At 60.0% G+C, this 15271-nt stretch carries 16 protein-coding genes and 3 pseudogenes; 13 read left to right on the top strand and 6 right to left on the bottom strand.

Translation table 11 applies throughout. The annotated features are described in order from the left end of the window. The first annotated feature begins 66 nt into the window (after positions 1-66). Complete coding sequence (locus ACN0SD_RS19660; protein WP_417809890.1) at positions 67-357, top strand: hypothetical protein; 291 nt, start codon at positions 67-69, stop codon at positions 355-357. After that, positions 357-689, top strand: coding sequence for a type II toxin-antitoxin system RelE/ParE family toxin (locus tag ACN0SD_RS19655; RefSeq protein WP_417809889.1), 333 nt, complete (start codon positions 357-359; stop codon positions 687-689). The genes ACN0SD_RS19660 and ACN0SD_RS19655 overlap by 1 nt, the downstream gene beginning before the upstream one ends. 58 nt (positions 690-747) lie before the next feature. Here the strand turns inward: ACN0SD_RS19655 and ACN0SD_RS19650 are convergent, their stop codons facing one another. Continuing rightward, entirely contained in the window at positions 748-1740 is a 993-nt protein-coding gene (locus tag ACN0SD_RS19650; RefSeq protein ID WP_417809888.1) for an IS30 family transposase, read from the bottom strand. A gap of 117 nt (positions 1741-1857) precedes the next feature. Next, complete coding sequence (locus ACN0SD_RS19645) at positions 1858-2130, bottom strand: hypothetical protein (protein WP_417809891.1); 273 nt, start codon at positions 2128-2130, stop codon at positions 1858-1860. Between the two features lie 29 nt (positions 2131-2159). Here ACN0SD_RS19645 and ACN0SD_RS19640 point away from each other — a divergent pair. Next, a pseudogene (locus ACN0SD_RS19640) lies at positions 2160-2264 on the top strand (IS6 family transposase); the annotation flags it as partial. 450 nt (positions 2265-2714) lie between these two features. Next, entirely contained in the window at positions 2715-4124 is a 1410-nt protein-coding gene (gndA, locus tag ACN0SD_RS19635) for an NADP-dependent phosphogluconate dehydrogenase (protein WP_417809887.1), read from the top strand. Between the two features lie 72 nt (positions 4125-4196). On the opposite strand, the pseudogene ACN0SD_RS19630 reads toward gndA, so the two are convergent. Beyond that, positions 4197-4400: pseudogene (locus ACN0SD_RS19630) on the bottom strand (DDE-type integrase/transposase/recombinase); the annotation flags it as partial. A 300-nt stretch (positions 4401-4700) separates the two neighbouring features. On the opposite strand from ACN0SD_RS19630, the gene ACN0SD_RS19625 reads away from it, so the two are divergent. Then, on the top strand, positions 4701-4973 hold the full coding sequence (locus ACN0SD_RS19625; protein WP_417809886.1) for a hypothetical protein: 273 nt from the start codon (positions 4701-4703) through the stop codon (positions 4971-4973). A gap of 117 nt (positions 4974-5090) precedes the next feature. Continuing rightward, positions 5091-5648, top strand: a complete 558-nt coding sequence (locus tag ACN0SD_RS19620) for an HpcH/HpaI aldolase family protein (protein ID WP_417809885.1) — start codon at positions 5091-5093, stop codon at positions 5646-5648. Between the two features lie 345 nt (positions 5649-5993). Here ACN0SD_RS19620 and ACN0SD_RS19615 read toward each other — a convergent pair whose 3' ends face one another. Next, positions 5994-6350 carry a hypothetical protein gene (locus tag ACN0SD_RS19615; protein WP_417809884.1) on the bottom strand — a complete coding sequence of 119 codons (357 nt, stop codon included), beginning with the start codon at positions 6348-6350 and terminating at the stop codon, positions 5994-5996. Further along, positions 6325-7350: a hypothetical protein gene (locus tag ACN0SD_RS19610; protein ID WP_417809883.1), complete on the bottom strand. Its 1026-nt coding sequence runs from the start codon at positions 7348-7350 to the stop codon at positions 6325-6327. The genes ACN0SD_RS19615 and ACN0SD_RS19610 overlap by 26 nt, the downstream gene beginning before the upstream one ends. 414 nt (positions 7351-7764) lie before the next feature. Here ACN0SD_RS19610 and ACN0SD_RS19605 point away from each other — a divergent pair, with 414 nt between their 5' ends. The 7 genes from ACN0SD_RS19605 to ACN0SD_RS19575 all read left to right on the top strand — a co-directional run bounded on the left by ACN0SD_RS19605 (position 7765) and on the right by ACN0SD_RS19575 (position 14972). After that, the gene (locus ACN0SD_RS19605; RefSeq protein ID WP_417809882.1) at positions 7765-9318 is read left to right on the top strand and encodes a hypothetical protein; all 1554 of its coding nucleotides are present in this window, start codon (positions 7765-7767) and stop codon (positions 9316-9318) included. After that, on the top strand, positions 9267-9656 hold the full coding sequence (locus ACN0SD_RS19600) for a helix-turn-helix domain-containing protein (protein WP_417809881.1): 390 nt from the start codon (positions 9267-9269) through the stop codon (positions 9654-9656). The genes ACN0SD_RS19605 and ACN0SD_RS19600 overlap by 52 nt, the downstream gene beginning before the upstream one ends. A gap of 171 nt (positions 9657-9827) precedes the next feature. Then, positions 9828-11663, top strand: coding sequence for a hypothetical protein (locus ACN0SD_RS19595; RefSeq protein WP_417809880.1), 1836 nt, complete (start codon positions 9828-9830; stop codon positions 11661-11663). 9 nt (positions 11664-11672) lie between these two features. Next, positions 11673-13097, top strand: a complete 1425-nt coding sequence (locus ACN0SD_RS19590) for a hypothetical protein (RefSeq protein WP_417809879.1) — start codon at positions 11673-11675, stop codon at positions 13095-13097. 291 nt (positions 13098-13388) lie between these two features. Beyond that, on the top strand, positions 13389-13853 hold the full coding sequence (locus ACN0SD_RS19585; RefSeq protein WP_417809878.1) for a hypothetical protein: 465 nt from the start codon (positions 13389-13391) through the stop codon (positions 13851-13853). 224 nt (positions 13854-14077) lie between these two features. Then, positions 14078-14458 (top strand): hypothetical protein, encoded by a 381-nt coding sequence (locus ACN0SD_RS19580; RefSeq protein ID WP_417809877.1) that lies wholly within the window; start codon positions 14078-14080, stop codon positions 14456-14458. Positions 14459-14540: 82 nt separating this feature from the next. Next, positions 14541-14972 carry a hypothetical protein gene (locus ACN0SD_RS19575; RefSeq protein WP_038130591.1) on the top strand — a complete coding sequence of 144 codons (432 nt, stop codon included), beginning with the start codon at positions 14541-14543 and terminating at the stop codon, positions 14970-14972. 34 nt (positions 14973-15006) lie between these two features. On the opposite strand, the pseudogene ACN0SD_RS19570 reads toward ACN0SD_RS19575, so the two are convergent. Then, positions 15007-15159, bottom strand: a pseudogene (locus tag ACN0SD_RS19570) (Fic family protein); the annotation flags it as partial. Between the last annotated feature and the right edge of the window lie 112 nt (positions 15160-15271).

Raw genomic sequence — 15271 nt, 5'->3', positions numbered from 1 at the left:
TTTGTCTTGAAGGTTTGCCCATATCTGCATATGGTGCTCCAATAGACTACCGCCATGGAGGAAGAGATGGGCGTCCACAAGCAGAGCGTCAGCTTTACAGATACCGCCTTTGCCTTTGCGCGCGAATTGGTCGAAAGTGGAGAATACCCGAACGTCAGCGCGGCGGTCTCGGGAGAGTTGGCCCGCGCGCATGCGGTCCGGGCGCGTGAGAAGATACTGTTCGAGGCCGAGGTACAGCGTCGCTTGGCACTGCCCCTAGATGTCTGGGAGCCAGTGCAAAGCGGCGACACCATAACCACTGACGCGCGGGAACATCTCGCTCGGCGCGCGCAAGCGGACGATCGCGGCTCCGCCTGATGCGGGTCATCCGCCATCCGTTGGTCGCGCGCGACATTACCGCTCTGACGGATCACATCATAGAGGCCACGGACGGCAATTTTGCCGCTGCAAGTCGACGCCTTGACGAGATCGACGCGCTTGTCTCCGACATCATCGCCAGTCCAGTCTCCGGCATGCGGCTTTCAGCACCGCTGGGCGGCTGGCTCGTCCGGCACGGAGGGCAGGGATATCGCATCACGATTGTGTTCCGTCCTGACCGCGAAGCCGACTGCCTCTTTATCGCCTTGGTCGCGTTCCGTGGACAGAACTGGATGACGACCAGCGAAGCGCGAACATCGACCTTTGATTGACATGTAGGCTATTGAAATATAACAATTGGATTCTCAAGGGTCGTTGCGACGGTTTCCGCTATCTCAGTTTGATCAGTTCTTCTCTGAAGGCTTCGGTGGGTGTCCTCCATCCCAGACATTTTCTGGGAGTGCCGTTCAAGCGGTCACAAATCGACTTCATATCTCGATTTGAGAGCGCGGCTACAGGCGCATCCCGTGGCAAATAGCGTCTTGCCCGTTTGTTCAGGTTCTCTACCGATCCTTTTTGCCACGGAGCCTGCGGATCGCAGAACCACGCTTCCGTCCCAATTCCAGGCTTGAGCTTGCGCCAGTTCCTGAACTCGATGCCACGATCAAAAGTGATTGACTTGCGTGCCGGTTGGGGCAGGGGCTCCATCACGCCCATGAGCCGGTTCATCAGATGCGTTGTGCTGCGATCGTTGTTGCGGAACAGGACGGCAAAGCGAGTCTTACGCTCGACCAGCGAGGCCACGTTTGCCTTGCCCTGAGCGCGTTCGAAAATCATCAGATCGCCTTCCCATTCACCAAAAGTCTCACGCGCATCAACATAGTCTGGCCGTTCGTGGATTGACCGATCCGGCGGAAATACAAGGCCACGGGGCCTGCGCGCGTGATGCGGACGCCGTTTCTTGCGTCGGTTGGGGAGGTGTCGAGCCAGCTCTCTGGATTGACCATCTGGACCATAGACATAAGCATAGATCGTCTCGTGACTTACTCGAACGGCTTGGCCTTCAAACTGCAACCGTCCTGCGATCTGTTCCGGCGACCAACCTTCTTTGAGTTGCTTGATCACGGCCTTGCGTAGGCCAACGAGCCGCACCAGCTTGCGCCGTCGCGCGCGCCTTTGGGCCGCAGAGCGCTGCGCAACCAAGCCGTAGTATCCATTCAGTTCTGGTAACTCTTTGTCGTCAAACTGATTGCGTTTAACCTCGCGATACACAGTCGAAACATGCCTGCCGATTTCTGATGCGATCTCCCGCACGGGGATCTTTGCATTTAACATATCTTCAATCTCGCGCCGTTCACGCAGGTTTAGCTCTGTATGCGCCATCTTTCATTCTCCTTGCTTTCCAGCAAGATAGGGGAAATTTCGCAACCCAGTTTAGAATCTGCCCAATTATATATTTAATTTCTCATAATCCGTCTTATGTAAACTTTGCGCGAATAATCAGCTGATCTCGTTGGCTTCGTCATCCATTTCGGTCTCGTCGTCAGGATCAAGACGATCGGCTTGTCGTATGCCTTCCGCAAAAGCGCGAAATACATCTTCTGTTGTTCTAAACATAGGTTTGGTTCGAAAATGCTCAGCAACATCCGTGCGAATATCGTCAGCGGATTTGGCCTCTGGATTTCCTGCGGCCCATTTGCGACCAGGATGCATCGTATCCCATGGCGACTTGTTGTTCGCACGGGTCGTCGCGGCGTCGCCGTGTTTGCCAATACCGAAAAGTATTGTCGGTCTCTTTGTTCCATATCGGCAACATAATTGAACAGGACTATCGCTTCCTCAAACGGGTCACCGGCCCAATGAGGGGCTTCAAGGCCTTCCACTCGGCCGCCGCCACCAACGCTGGATTTAGACAGCTCACATAATCCGGGCCAGTTTGGGGCCAACAGCCTTACCGTGTTTCAGCGAAACTAGGCACTTGCAGCATAATTATGTCCAGAGATCGGCGCCCTCGTGCTACGCGCAACTTCGCGACACAACTGCGGTTGCGACCCATGCGCGGGGTCCGGACCTCGGCCGGAGCTAAAATTACCCTCACTGACATCGATGCCCGGCGCATCATCTGTAAAGGACAGTTCTCGAACTGCGGGATCGGGGTTGCCAAGGAGATCGACTTTGTGGCCAAACAATTTCACTGAAGCCGCATGAAAACACCACGTCCTGCTGTCAACCCACGGCCGCACGGTATTGCAACGGCCCACTTGTTCATAGCTTCACTTCGGTCCGTGGCTTTCGTCCGGCCCATAAGATCCAGAAGGCGGGCTATCGCCTGCGCAACTATTTCGGAGAAAAACGTCGTGTCACACTCGCAAATCGGTCTGATCGGTCTTGGCACCATGGGTGCAATGCTTGCGCTTAACATCGCCGAAAAAGGCTTTGACATCGCGGTATTCAACCGCACCACGAGCGTGACGAAGACCTTCCACGAAAATGCGGGCGCGCTCGCTTCGAAAATCGCGCCCTGCGAGACGATTGAGGCGCTGGTGCAATCCATCGCCAAGCCTCGCGCGATCATCCTGATGGTGCCTGCGGGCGATCCCGTGGACCAGCAGATCGCGGCGCTTCGGGACTATCTTGATCCCGATGATCTAATCATCGATGCGGGCAACGCGAATTTTCACGACACCGACCGCCGCGCGGCAGAGGCTGCCAAGGCCGGCCCGCGCTTTCTCGGAATTGGCGTCTCGGGCGGTGAGGAAGGCGCGCGCAACGGACCCGCGATCATGGGCGGCGGCGAACAGCAGGACTGGGACCGCGTGGCGCCCGTCCTCAATGCGATCGCTGCCAAGTTCGACGGCACCCCTTGCGCGGGCTTCATGGGCAAGGGCGGCTCCGGTCATTTCGTGAAAGCCGTGCATAACGGCATCGAATATGCCGACATGGAGATGATCGCCGAGATCTATGGCGTGATGCGCGATGGGATGAAGATGAGCGCACAGGCGTGCGGCGACGCCTTTGCCAAGTGGGATGAGGGCCCCCTGAAATCCTACCTGATCGAGATCTCCGGAAAGGTCGCCCGCACCGCCGATCCCGATAGCGGCAAGCCGATGCTCGACATCATCCTCGACCGCGCGGGCCAGAAGGGCACCGGACGCTGGACCGTGATCGAGGCCCAGCATCTCGCCGCCCCCGTTCCGGTGATCGAGGCCGCTGTAATGGCGCGTAACCTGTCGGCTCGGCTCGAGGCGCGCAAGCAGGGGCAGGATCTTTTCGGGGCCGCCCCCGAAGCGCTGCCCGAAGGCACGCTGAGCGCCGATGACCTTGAGCACGCACTGATCGCGGGCAAGATCCTGTGCTACGCGCAGGGGTTCGAAATGCTGCGTTCGGCCAATGCGCCCTTCGACTGGGATCTGCCACTGCCCGAGATCGCACTGATCTGGCGTGACGGCTGCATCATCCGCTCTGCGATGCTCGATGATATGGCACGCGCGCTAACCGACGCGCCCGAGCGAAACCTTATGTATGCGCCCTATTTCGCGGCCCTGCTCAAGACCCATCACGCGGCGCTGCGCAAGGTGGTGAGCGTCGCGGCCAGTTATGGCCTCGCCGTTCCGGCCCTGTCGATGGCGCTGAGCTATTTCGACACGATGCGCACCGAACGCGGCACCGCCAACATGATCCAGGGTCAGCGCGATTTCTTCGGCGCGCACGGCTTCGAGCGGACGGATCGGGATGGCAAGAATTTCCATGGCCCCTGGGCGATGTAAGACTGCCGCCTTCCCTGCCCGCGACCCGAACGGTCGCGGTGGAGGTGGAGGTGTCACATAAACTCGGTGTTACCAATGATAAAGTCCAGGCGCGACCTCGCGCTTAGCCGCGCGCTTGTCTCGCCTCGATTGCAAGGTTTACTCAAGAACAACGCCGTGTTGCTCGACTGCACGCCACAGCCAGTGTGATCGACCCGCGATTTTTGCGACGACTTCGTCCAAATGCCAGACATCGCCGAGGCGCGGTAGCCGTCGTAGCAGAATGTGGGTGATCAGCGTTGAACTTGTGCGGCATCTAAAGCATCCTGAACGGAAAAGACCGCACCCGATATCAGCTAACCGCCGAGCCATGCAACAAGGCCCGTTTGGGTGGGTTTTGGTTTCACCCGGAGATTACGCCACCTTCAAATTTTCACCAACTTTGCGACACGACCCACTTTTTACCGCCCCATCAACTTTCGACTATAATTCACTGACCGCTCAGAAATCGCTCAACGCTGGTCGCCAAAGCTACCGGCGTTTCGTTCATCGGGTAATGCCCGGCATTGGGCATCACCTCTAATTCAGCGTTCGGATATGGGCGCCTTCGCGGAGCATTCCCTGGCCTTCTTTGCCGAAGGGTCGAAATTTCGTAACCGCACCGAAGACGAGCTGCGCGCCTTCATTGATTGCGTCGGCCCCGAGCGCACGATCCTGTGCTCCGATCTCGGCCAGACGGGCACGATCACGCCGCTCGAAGGGCTGCGGCGCGGCATCGCGACCTGCCTTGCGCTCGGCTATTCCGATGCTGACGTGCGTCTGATGGTGGCCACGAACGCCGCACAGGTCATTGGCCTTGCGGATAGCTGAACGAGGAGGCAGATCGGAATGACCACCACGTAGCTTACTTTTAGAGAGCGCTTTCTTACGAGGGAGACGCTCTTTGGAACCTTCCTCAAGATTCCCGCGACGATGCCAGCGGAAATCATGGGCAGCGTCGGATATGACTTCATCGTCGTGGACGAGGAACATGCGCCTTTCAACCGCGAGACCACAGACCAGATCATTCTGGCTTGCCGCGCTGTCGGGATTGCCGCGATCGTGAGGGTTCAGTCCGGCGCGCCCGAAGCGATTCTATCGGCTCTCGATTGCGGAGCAGATGGGGTTCTCGTGCCGCATGTTACCGATGCCGAGAGCGCCCGTGCCATTGTCGCCGCGGGACGCTATCACACCGGAAAACGCGGCTTCGCGCCAACGACACGCGTGGGCGATTTCGGACGCAAAAGCCAAGCGGAGCACATGGAGACGGAAGACAATCGCGTAACCCTCATCGCGATGATCGAGGATCCTGAGGCGGTGGAGAATATCGACGAAATTCTCGCCATCGACGGCCACGACGGGGTGTTCATTGGGCGTGGAGATCTCGGCGCAGCCTATGCGGGACAAGACGGGGTGCGCGAGCACGTCCGCAGTGCCACGGAGCGCGTGCACGCCACCGCTTTGCGGGCAGGACGACCCGTCGCGATCCTACCCTGGGAGTCCTGAGGATGCTACGGCTCAGGCACGTGCCGGATCGACCACCTTCATCATCAGCTCAGATCAGAGCTTTCTCCGGGCTGCCGCGGTTAAAGCGTTCGCTGAAATGACGAAAACCATTGATGTTGCGATTGAATAGTACCTGCGCTGCCCGACAGGAGGCGCTTGGACAAACTGAAACGGTCGAGAGACTGGTTGCTGTCCGGCCTAAGACATCCATATTTAACTAAATCAGGGTCCGCAGCCTCAAGTGCCATAACAAACGATATGACTATCTAAGCCACACTGGAGAGAGCAAGCTCTTGACCTCAAGTTCCGTCGTGATCCTTGAAGACGATGCCGATGTCCGAACGGTCATCGAACGGGCCATCGCCTCTGAAGGTTACCCCTCGAAATCCTTCGGCACCCTTGGCGCGTTGTTCGCCGGAGACGCCCTGACGAGATCTCCTCCCGACGATTGGCGATAACGATCGCCAACAAGTGCTCTCCCACGATAGGCAAGCCCTTTTCGTCCTGGATGCGTTCGGCGTGCACAGAGACATTTTCGCCGGTGATGGTGATCTTCGCGACGACCTGCACGCGCGTAGCGGCGAGCTCAAACACGAGCTGCGCCTCGAGGAAGAGCAGATCGTCGGTATGAGCGTAGAGTTCGAAATCCCGCACCGAGAGATTTGCAGTCTTCAGTTCAGAGACCCTGGTTTTGTTTTGCATGATATTTGTCCTGTTTTGAAAGACGTGAGGGGTGCGCCTTGGGCGCCAGGCTCTGTGCTTCGCGCGGCAGTTGATAGCTGGCCTTGTTCTTGACACCCGCCGGACGGTCTTCGCGCGGCTTGTCTTTGGGACCGCCGCCGTTGCGATCAACCAAAGGGCTTGCCTGCCCCTCTGCGGTGATCAGCGCGGCGTAGAGCGCGACGACGTCACTCTGCGCGACCGAGTAGTGAGCGACGGCATCTTCCCGCACCTCGCTGAAATCCAGCTGCGTGAAGCGGTCGCGCAGACGTTCCGCACTGACGCCCTCGGCGGCTTTCACAAAAAGATGCGAGCTCGGCGAGCGATGCGCGGGATCGTCAAAAATCCGCCCCGCGACGCCGCCCACGCGGCGGATGGCGAACTCCGCCTCGGCGGCATCGCAGAAGACGAAGTCCGGATGGCTGGTGCAGACCGGAGCCTCAAAACGCGGGTGGTCTCGGCGCTCCCAGATCTGAAAGACGGTGCGCGCAGAGGCGGGTTTGCCCGCGTAGAAGAAAGCCCCGCTCGGCAGCAGGATTTCATCGACGAGATGGAACATCGCGTCGAGCCTGCGCCGCACCGAAGGTTTGCGCACCGAGCGGGGCAAGATCATCGCGATCACCTGCGCATGCTCCGCCGCCCGATTGAAGAAGGCGACCGCTGTGCTCGTGTTCCGACCGAACGGCGGATTGCCGACGACCAGGTGACGCTGGAACCCGCTCGGCGGCGTCCACTCAAGATAGTCTGCGTAAGTGACGCCGTCCGCGGCGGGGACGAGGTCGAGCCCGATACTCATCTTCGGCATCAGCTCGAGAAATGCGCCAGCTCCCGCGGACGGTTCGATCCAAAGATCACCGGCCTGCACCGGATAGAGCTCCGCAAGCCGCCCGTAACAGCCTTTGGCGATCTCGGGCCGCGTGAAGAACTGATCGAGCGCGGAAGCAACGTTGCAGGTCGGTTGAGCGAAGGGGATGTGAGTCATGAGGACTTCTCCTGGTTGATGTGAAGGGGAAGTCGAGCGGTCCCGGAAAAACAGAAACCGAAAGATGAAAAAAATTCGAAAAAATTTTCATCGACGCCTTTCACGAACCAAATCGGCCCCCGCAACGAGGGATGTGGGACGCAGGCAGTCGGAGAAAAACGAACAAGAAGGATAACAGCCGCCAGGCCTGAACGCGCCCTGTGCAGGAGCACCAGGCCGAGACTCTGGCGGGTCAAACACAGGCTGCTGATACGTCCGCCTCGACACCGACCCGCAGGGACCCAGACCTCTGCAACTCATGAACAGGCAGCAAACTCCAAGAGGGAAGACCCGCCACGCGACCGAGCACTCAAGGTCGGCTCAAACAAGCTGCGATCTACTTCTGCAAATTCTTGACCGGTCCATGTCCGGTCAATGCAAAATCTTTCCAAATGCGTTTCCGTCCCGCTATCCTGCATCAGCGACATTTCTCCGGATGCTTATGTTCAGCTTCTCCACCCCAAAGACCAGCACGGCCGACCCTCTCTGCTCTGGTTCGAAGGCGACGAGCCGCGCAATCTTTGCCTTGCTCCGAGCGAATTAGAACTCGCCCTGCCCGGCCTGCTCGACGGGCGCGCCTATCTCTCATTGAATCGTTTCCGCTATCGCCGCACCTCCGATCAACTCATAGTGCTGAACGCGCTTTATGTGGATCTCGACTGGCATAAGACGGCGCGCTGGCGTGACTGTAATGTTGGCGTGGTTGAGAGGGCCGTTTTGAAGCATCTTGACGTTGCAAACCTACCACCGCCATCGGTGCTATTGCAGAGCGGGTGCGGTTCGGCCCTGATTTGGCTCATCGATGAATTGCCACCCCAAGCTCTCATGCGCTGGCAGGCGACCATGCGCGCGCTCGGGGACGTATTCGTGAAGTTCGGTGCCGATCGCGCGAGCCAGGAAGCGGCGCGCGTGTTTCGAATCCCGGGCAGCGTCAATGAAAAATCCGGAAGGCGCGTGCGCGCCTCCGGTGGAAGTGGCACACGACACGACTTCGACGCGCTCTCCGACGAGATCTTCAAAGCCGCAGGCCTGCCCACCCGCGCTGAGCTGCAATTGCTTCACGCAGAAAAACGCGCGAAGCGGCGCACGAACGAGACCGCACGCGCGATGCCCTTCGGTCTTCCCCCGGCGGCGCGCTTTCGCCAAATCCGCGATGATCTCGAAGCTATCCGGATGACGCACGGCGGGCAGCTCCCGGAGGGCATGCGGAATGTTTGGCTTCATTTCTTCGCGACCGCGCTGACGCATGATCCTGGGGAAATGCATCTCGCCCAGAAAATCGAAGAGGCGGCTCAGGTCGCGACGCCCGATCTACCGCCGCAAGAAGTCGCCGCTATAATTCGCAGCGCGGAAAAGCAAGCCGCACGGGAGCGTGGTGCGACCCCACTCAAAGATGGCCGCTATCATTATTCCGGCGGGACAATCGCGGAACGGCTCGGAATTTCAGGAGAGGACGCACGCGCCCTCGGACTGCGCCAGATCATGCCTGCTCAAGAACGAAAGCGCCGGAAAGCAGAGGCTGAACGGAAACGGCGGGCGCGGAACGGGGCACAAACGCGAGCGGAGTATCTCGCGAAGAACAGCGCCTCACGCAGTGAGATTTGGAAAGAATACGGTCTGAGCCGAACCACTTATTACAAGCGCAAGAAGGACGGAACGCTCCCGCCTCGCCTTGTGGCACAAGCTCCGGACAGGTCCGTGCCCGAGACAGGGGGAACCATAGGGCAGGACCGCAGCTGGAATTCTGCAGCAGCTCAAAACGACCTCAGCCGGACACCCGCATCCCCTACCCGGCCACTCCACGAAATTTCTGAACGCGAAAATTTGGATTTGAGCGGCAATGTCCCTTTCTCCTTTCCAACGAAAGGACATTGCCCATGCCAAAACGCTCCAAGCCCTCTCACTTTACCCACGCCTCAACCCTCCTGAGTGCCGCCGACCTGCTTCGCCGCTGGCAGGCAGGGAGCGATGCGACGCTCTGGCGCGCCGAGAAAGACAGCCTCCTGCTCCCGGTCCGCGAGGGCCGGCGCAGGGGCTATTCGTGGGAGACGATCTGGGCGTTTGAGGGCGGGCAGCCGCCAGCGGGAATGGAAGCAGCCTATCGACAACGATTGCTGACCCCTGAGCAGGCGGCCATCGGCGTGCCCTACCGACCGTCGACCCTCGTGACCAAAGCGCGGGAGGGCACCCTACCCTGCCGCAGGATCGGCACAAAAGTCCGTTTTGTGGCCGCTGAGATCGATCGCTGGCTGTGCTCATGGCTGTAATCGCCAGCGCCGCGCCTGAACGGCAGAACCGCAATTTGAACGGGTTTTTTACCCCTTTGAACGAAACACCCCCCGAACTTCACGGCCCAAATCTGCGTGGGCGTCTCGTTCATCTTGGTCGGAATGAACGCGCCGCTTCGCAGATGAAATCTTACCAGCAAGGATGAAACAATGACTCTCAACGATATCTACCTCGCCCTGCCCAATCTCTATTCCGTGTCCTCGGCAAAGGCTTACAGCGCAGCGTTTCGCCGCGTCGAGAAACTGACCGGCCGGACCCTCAAACAGATCCCCGCGGACGATGTCGCCTGGACCGAGATCGCCAGACATATCGTCTGTGCCGGGGAGTTTCGGGCCGCGACGCCGAAGGCGGCTGAGCGTGCCTTCCACACATGGTCGGGAAAAATCAGCGCCGCGATCCGGAAAGCGATGGAGGCGACCGCAGAGGCGCCTGTCGCTCCCGATGCGCGCCTCGCGTGGGATCAGCTAATCGATTACGCCAAGCGGGTGCAGAACCGTCCGGGGCCCGATTGCTGCAAAGTACTGCCCGGAATGGCGGATGTATCGCTCGCAAATCTGCGGGCGCGCGTCGGGCATGTCTTTCCATCGGAATTGGACAACGAAGCGGCCACCGATGCGCTTTCGTGTATTCCCTCGGACAAGACCGCATCGTTTCGACGTTCGCTCAAACTGTTCGACAAGATGATAATCCAAAAGGACCGGCATGAAGAGATCGCCGCCCTGCTCCCGGTCTCGCCCGTGGGTCCCCTTCCGGGACGGCGAGACGCTCCGCTCGACTGGACGGCGCTACCCGCATCCTTGGTTGCGTCCTGCGACGCGGCGATCGACCGGGCTATCAATGGCGAGCGGCCGCAACGCGATCGTTTTGGGGGCAAACTCGGCGCAGACCCGCTGCCGCGGCGGAGCAAGAACAAGCGCAAGATCCGCAACCCTGAGCTGAGGCGCAAAAATCATCGTCAGGCGTTGTCTTGGCTGATCCGACACATATGGGCGGACCGCACCCCGCCCCCTGGCGTCACTCAGCTCGAAGAGCTTCTGACCTCCAGGCACGTCAAAATGGCGACCGCAAAATATGCGGAGAGAACGAAGCAAAGCAAAACTCTCAAGGGGGCCAATGAGACCTCTTCGACGAACTCATGGCTCGCTACCCTCGATACGCTGGCGAAGCGCAATGATCTCGATGACAACGTGCTCGATGCGATCGCGGATTTGCGGTTCTCCGACACCGTCCACAGTGATTACGCAAACGAGATGGCGGCAGACCGCGCGGCGTTTCTGAAGCTGCTGGATCACGACCCCGAAGTCGTTCGAGCCATTCTGACAGGTCCGCGCGTTCTTGCGCACGAGGCCCGGCGGGGTTTCGATAGATGGGAGACCTTAGGGGTGCATGCTCGAACCGAGGCGCTCCATATCGTAATGGCCTCGGCGGCGATGGCTCTCCAGCTCTCGCGCCCCCTGCGGACGCGTAACATCCACGAGCTGACAATGAGCGGAGAAGGCGCCGAGCTTTGCCTTCCACGTCGCAGAGGAGACCTGGCGATCATCGACATTGCTCGGACGCATGTGAAGAACAATCGCGAAATCTTTCACGAGTTGCCAGCGGCGCAATGGAAGACGCTTGCGCTCTGGATCGAAGAAGGGCGCGCCAGGTGGTGCGCGAGTCACGGCATAGATCCCGACCTGAATCCCTACCTGTTCCCGGGCACAAAAAGTGGCGCGCCGATTTCGCGGGGCACATTCAACAAAACCTGGAATCGTGGGATGTCGAGGATCGGCGTGATTGGCCTCAGCCCGCACTTGATGCGGCATGTCGGCGCGACGCTCTACATCGCCCAATATCCCGGAGCCTACGGCGTCGTCGCAGACCTGCTCTGTGACAAAATCGGAACGGTGGAAGCATTCTACTCCCGCGGTGCCGGACGCGAAGCATCGCGTCTCTTTGCCGAGGTGATCCAGCGGCTCGATCCAACACTCCAACTTTCCTGAGGAGGCCTTATGGCTCATCAACCCTTCTCGCGCGCCGAGCGGATCGCCCGGCTGCTTGCGCGAATGCAGAGCGTGCCGCGCCCTGTCGCCCGCGCGGTTGCAGAGGCAGTTGTCGAGGGCACGCTCAAGGGGCGCGGCGCACCCGCCGCGCTCGAGCGCTTCTACGGTGCCCTCGCGGCGGCGGGCCGGACGCCCGAAACTGCAAACCGCGAAGACTTCGAAGCTGCGGCGAGCAGCCGGACAAGCTACCGGACCTTGATCTCGGCCCTCACACGGTTTGATCCCACCGTGCCCCTCGCCCCGGCGCGGGACGTGACGAAGACTTGGGATCATTGGCTGAACTCGAAATACGGCAGCAAGCCGAAAAAGCCCCGGGTCTCCACCCGGATTGCGGCGCTGCCCGAGCACTGGCCCTCGGCTTGGCGCGACGCCCTCCCTCTTCTCGATCGGGTCGTTCGACGCGGCGAGACGGCCTACAGACCGCTTCGGGAGAAGTCGCGTGCGTCCATCGTCGCGGCCGTCGGCACATGCGAAACCGCCCGGATCTGGGCCGCCGCGCGCAGTATCACGCTCGGTGACGCCTTCTGTCCCGATCTCGCCGAGGTGTTCCTCCGATATCTGCTCGTCGAACGCGGCATAACCCCGCGTTCGGCTGCGGACTATTTCGAACGCGTGGAAGGCTTCGCCTATCGCGGCCGGCTCTTCGACCGAGCCGCCGCCGAAGCGTTCGCGGATATCCGCGGGCAGTTGCGGGCGGAAGAGGACGATCAGCCGGACGGCAAACGCGCAAAGGTCCAACGCTTTCTAAAGGCATTCGATCTCGCCGATATCCTGCATGCGGCAGCGCGACTTTCCGAGGCCGCGACGTCTTGTCGAGGGGACAGCGCCCAGGCGGAACGGCTTCGGCGCAAGTCCGTGGTCTTCGCGCTTCTCGTCAACGGCTCCGACCGGCAGGGAGACCTGTCGCGGTTTCGGATTGGCCGAGAAATATCGCGATTGCCTGACGGCACTTGGGAAGTGGAGTTTCGACAGGCAAAAACCCGGCGCAGAAAGAAATTGGGCGCACTCTGGCCCTTCACAAGCCGCCTGCTCGACGCGCATGTGCTCGGCGATCGGCCGGCTTGGCAGATCAAAGATCGCGTTGCCGAACTCGACGGAATGAACTTGTTTAGCCTGTCGCGTGTCGGCTACGACACCTACCACCCGACGGCCCTTCTGAAAGAGGAGTTCGGCATTTCCGGCCACTTGATCCGAACGTTGGTCACCAACCTGATCCGCACCGAAGAGCCCGACGCTGCCTGGGCCGCGCAAGCCTTGCTCGGGCATTCGCAGCGCTATTCGCAGCGGGCTTACCTCACGGACTTTCGTGTCACGGCGTCCGTGCGCGCTTGGCAATCGGCGATCGGGGAAATTGAGAAACAGGTTGCGCCATAACACATGTCATCGTTCAGCGGGATCGCGACTCGACAGGGCTTGAAGGGCGATGACGCCATGCCGTCCTCAGCCTCCCGCCACGAGAAGCGCTTCGTAGAGCGCGACGACATCACTCCTTGCGACCGAGTAGTGTGCAACGGAATCCTCGCGCACCTACCGCCACCGTGAGAAAGAAACCGGTCAGCCGGGCACCGGCCTTCGGTCGCGCGCGCCTTATGACACGCGACCGAAAGCCGATCCCGGCAACGACCTCAAACATCGTGCGTCACTCCCATCGAAAAGGAATGACTCATGCTGACTACCCTCTCGAAACGAACCTCGACTTCGCCGTGCGAAACAACGCGCCCTTGGTCTGAAACCATCAAAGCCGGCGATATCATCTCGTTCAGGTTTCCACTGCAGAATGCCCCCGCCAACGAGCGCCCCAAGGCGCGCCCCTGCCTCGTACTCGCGGTTTCAGTCTGCGACGGGCAGCGCTGGTTATGCGTGGCTTACGGCACCACCATTCGCCGCAAAGCGCGCAACATTCTCGGCATCGACCTTTCGAGGGATGAGGCTGCGGCCAGCGGCCTTGATCGCGCCACCGGATTCTGCGGCACGCGCACCGTTGTGATCCGCACGAACGACCCGGCGCTGTGTGTTTGTCCAGCTTTACGCACACCGGTCATCGGCAAGCTCGCCGATCAGCCTCGCAAGCGGATGCGGCTTGTTCAGACTCGCCTGCTCAAAAAGTTGGAAACGGCTGACCGGCGCTGACCAAACTTGATCGGTAGAGCTGAGATAGCGCTCTCGAAACGAAGCGCTATCACACCCCCTCCGCTCCAAGAGATCGAAAGCAACTGAAAGAAGCGTGCACGATATCTCTCGGCCCCCAAATCGCGTCGTTGCCAAACGCAGCCCACCACACATCCCAAACGGCCATGAAGTGCCGTTCTTGAAGCCCGCGGGTCAGTCCGCAGGGCATGATAGGAGTTTATCCCATGCACCATCGCATGATCCCGGTTGCCCGAATTTCGATGTCGAGCTTCCTCCACGAAAACCATGAGGCGCTTTGCAATGCGGCCGCCTTGCTGGGTGGCGGAAGCGCGGCGCAACGCGTCTCCGCTATCCTTCACGGATTGTCCAGTCCGGTGCCTCTTTCGCGCCAGCTCTGGCGAAAGTTGCAATGGCTATCCGACCTTCTCACCCTCGAGAATGTCGAAAATTTCGAGCGTCCCGAGGCAGGCTATTTTGCCGCCGTGAATCCAAACGACCCCGTCGTCGAGGAAATCTGCCTTCTGACCGACGAATACACCGACCGGCTCAACGCCCTGCGTGCTGAAGAGGCCACATCCGCGCCGCCGCATCTTCTGGCAGCTTGAGCGCCACCTTCGCGCCGCCGCTTAGCGGGGCGGTGCGAACTTGAGGACCCGCGCTTTTGCGGGTCAAAACAAGGAGCACTTCATGCACTATCCTTCAAACACAACTGATATCAAAGCTATCGCCATCGCGGCAATCGAGACCGCGCGCGCGCTCGAAACGGCGCTCGATGAAAGCACGGTGGATCTACGTCAGGACACACAGCCCGTCCAAGCGATGTTCGAAGCGTTTCGCGCAGGCACTCTTTATGACGAAGCCGAGGAACCTACCCTCGACGCGCTGAGCGCGCATGTGCTTGGCACGCTCTCCGATCGCGTGCCGGGATATCGGCAAATTGCGCTAAATTACGACACGGACAACTACTTTTTCCTCGACGAGGACCTCGAGAGCATCCGAAATCTCTGGGAACAGCTGCGGCTGTTTCGCAGTTTGCGCCAAAAGGTGATCGATCAACTCGCCGCCGAGCAGCATCTGTCTGCGCTGCGCCACCGCCGTTTTACATCCGCATTGGAGTAGGTACAAACTGCAGGCCGGGATTTTCCCGGCCTGTAATCCGCTTGTATTCGCTGCGGTCCGTCAACCCGCGTGCAAGACCGCGCGACACAGACCACAGCCCCTCTCCGCCAATCCCGGCAGTCAGGGCCATGGCACGTGACATCAAGCGGCTAACGCGGCCGTTCCCGTTGGGAAATGGGTGGATATGGCATCGTCAAGTTATTGACGCGGCTTGTGGCAAGGGGTAGCGCGCGAGAATGATCAGTCAAATTTCACAACCTCGCCTAAAGGGTTATCGCTTCCCTCGTTCGATCATTTCT

The sequence above is a fragment of the Thioclava sp. genome, from assembly GCF_048263065.1.
Classification (GTDB): domain Bacteria; phylum Pseudomonadota; class Alphaproteobacteria; order Rhodobacterales; family Rhodobacteraceae; genus Thioclava.
The sequence above is the reverse complement of the archived record's forward strand: the minus strand, read 5'-3'. Positions and strand labels throughout refer to the sequence as shown.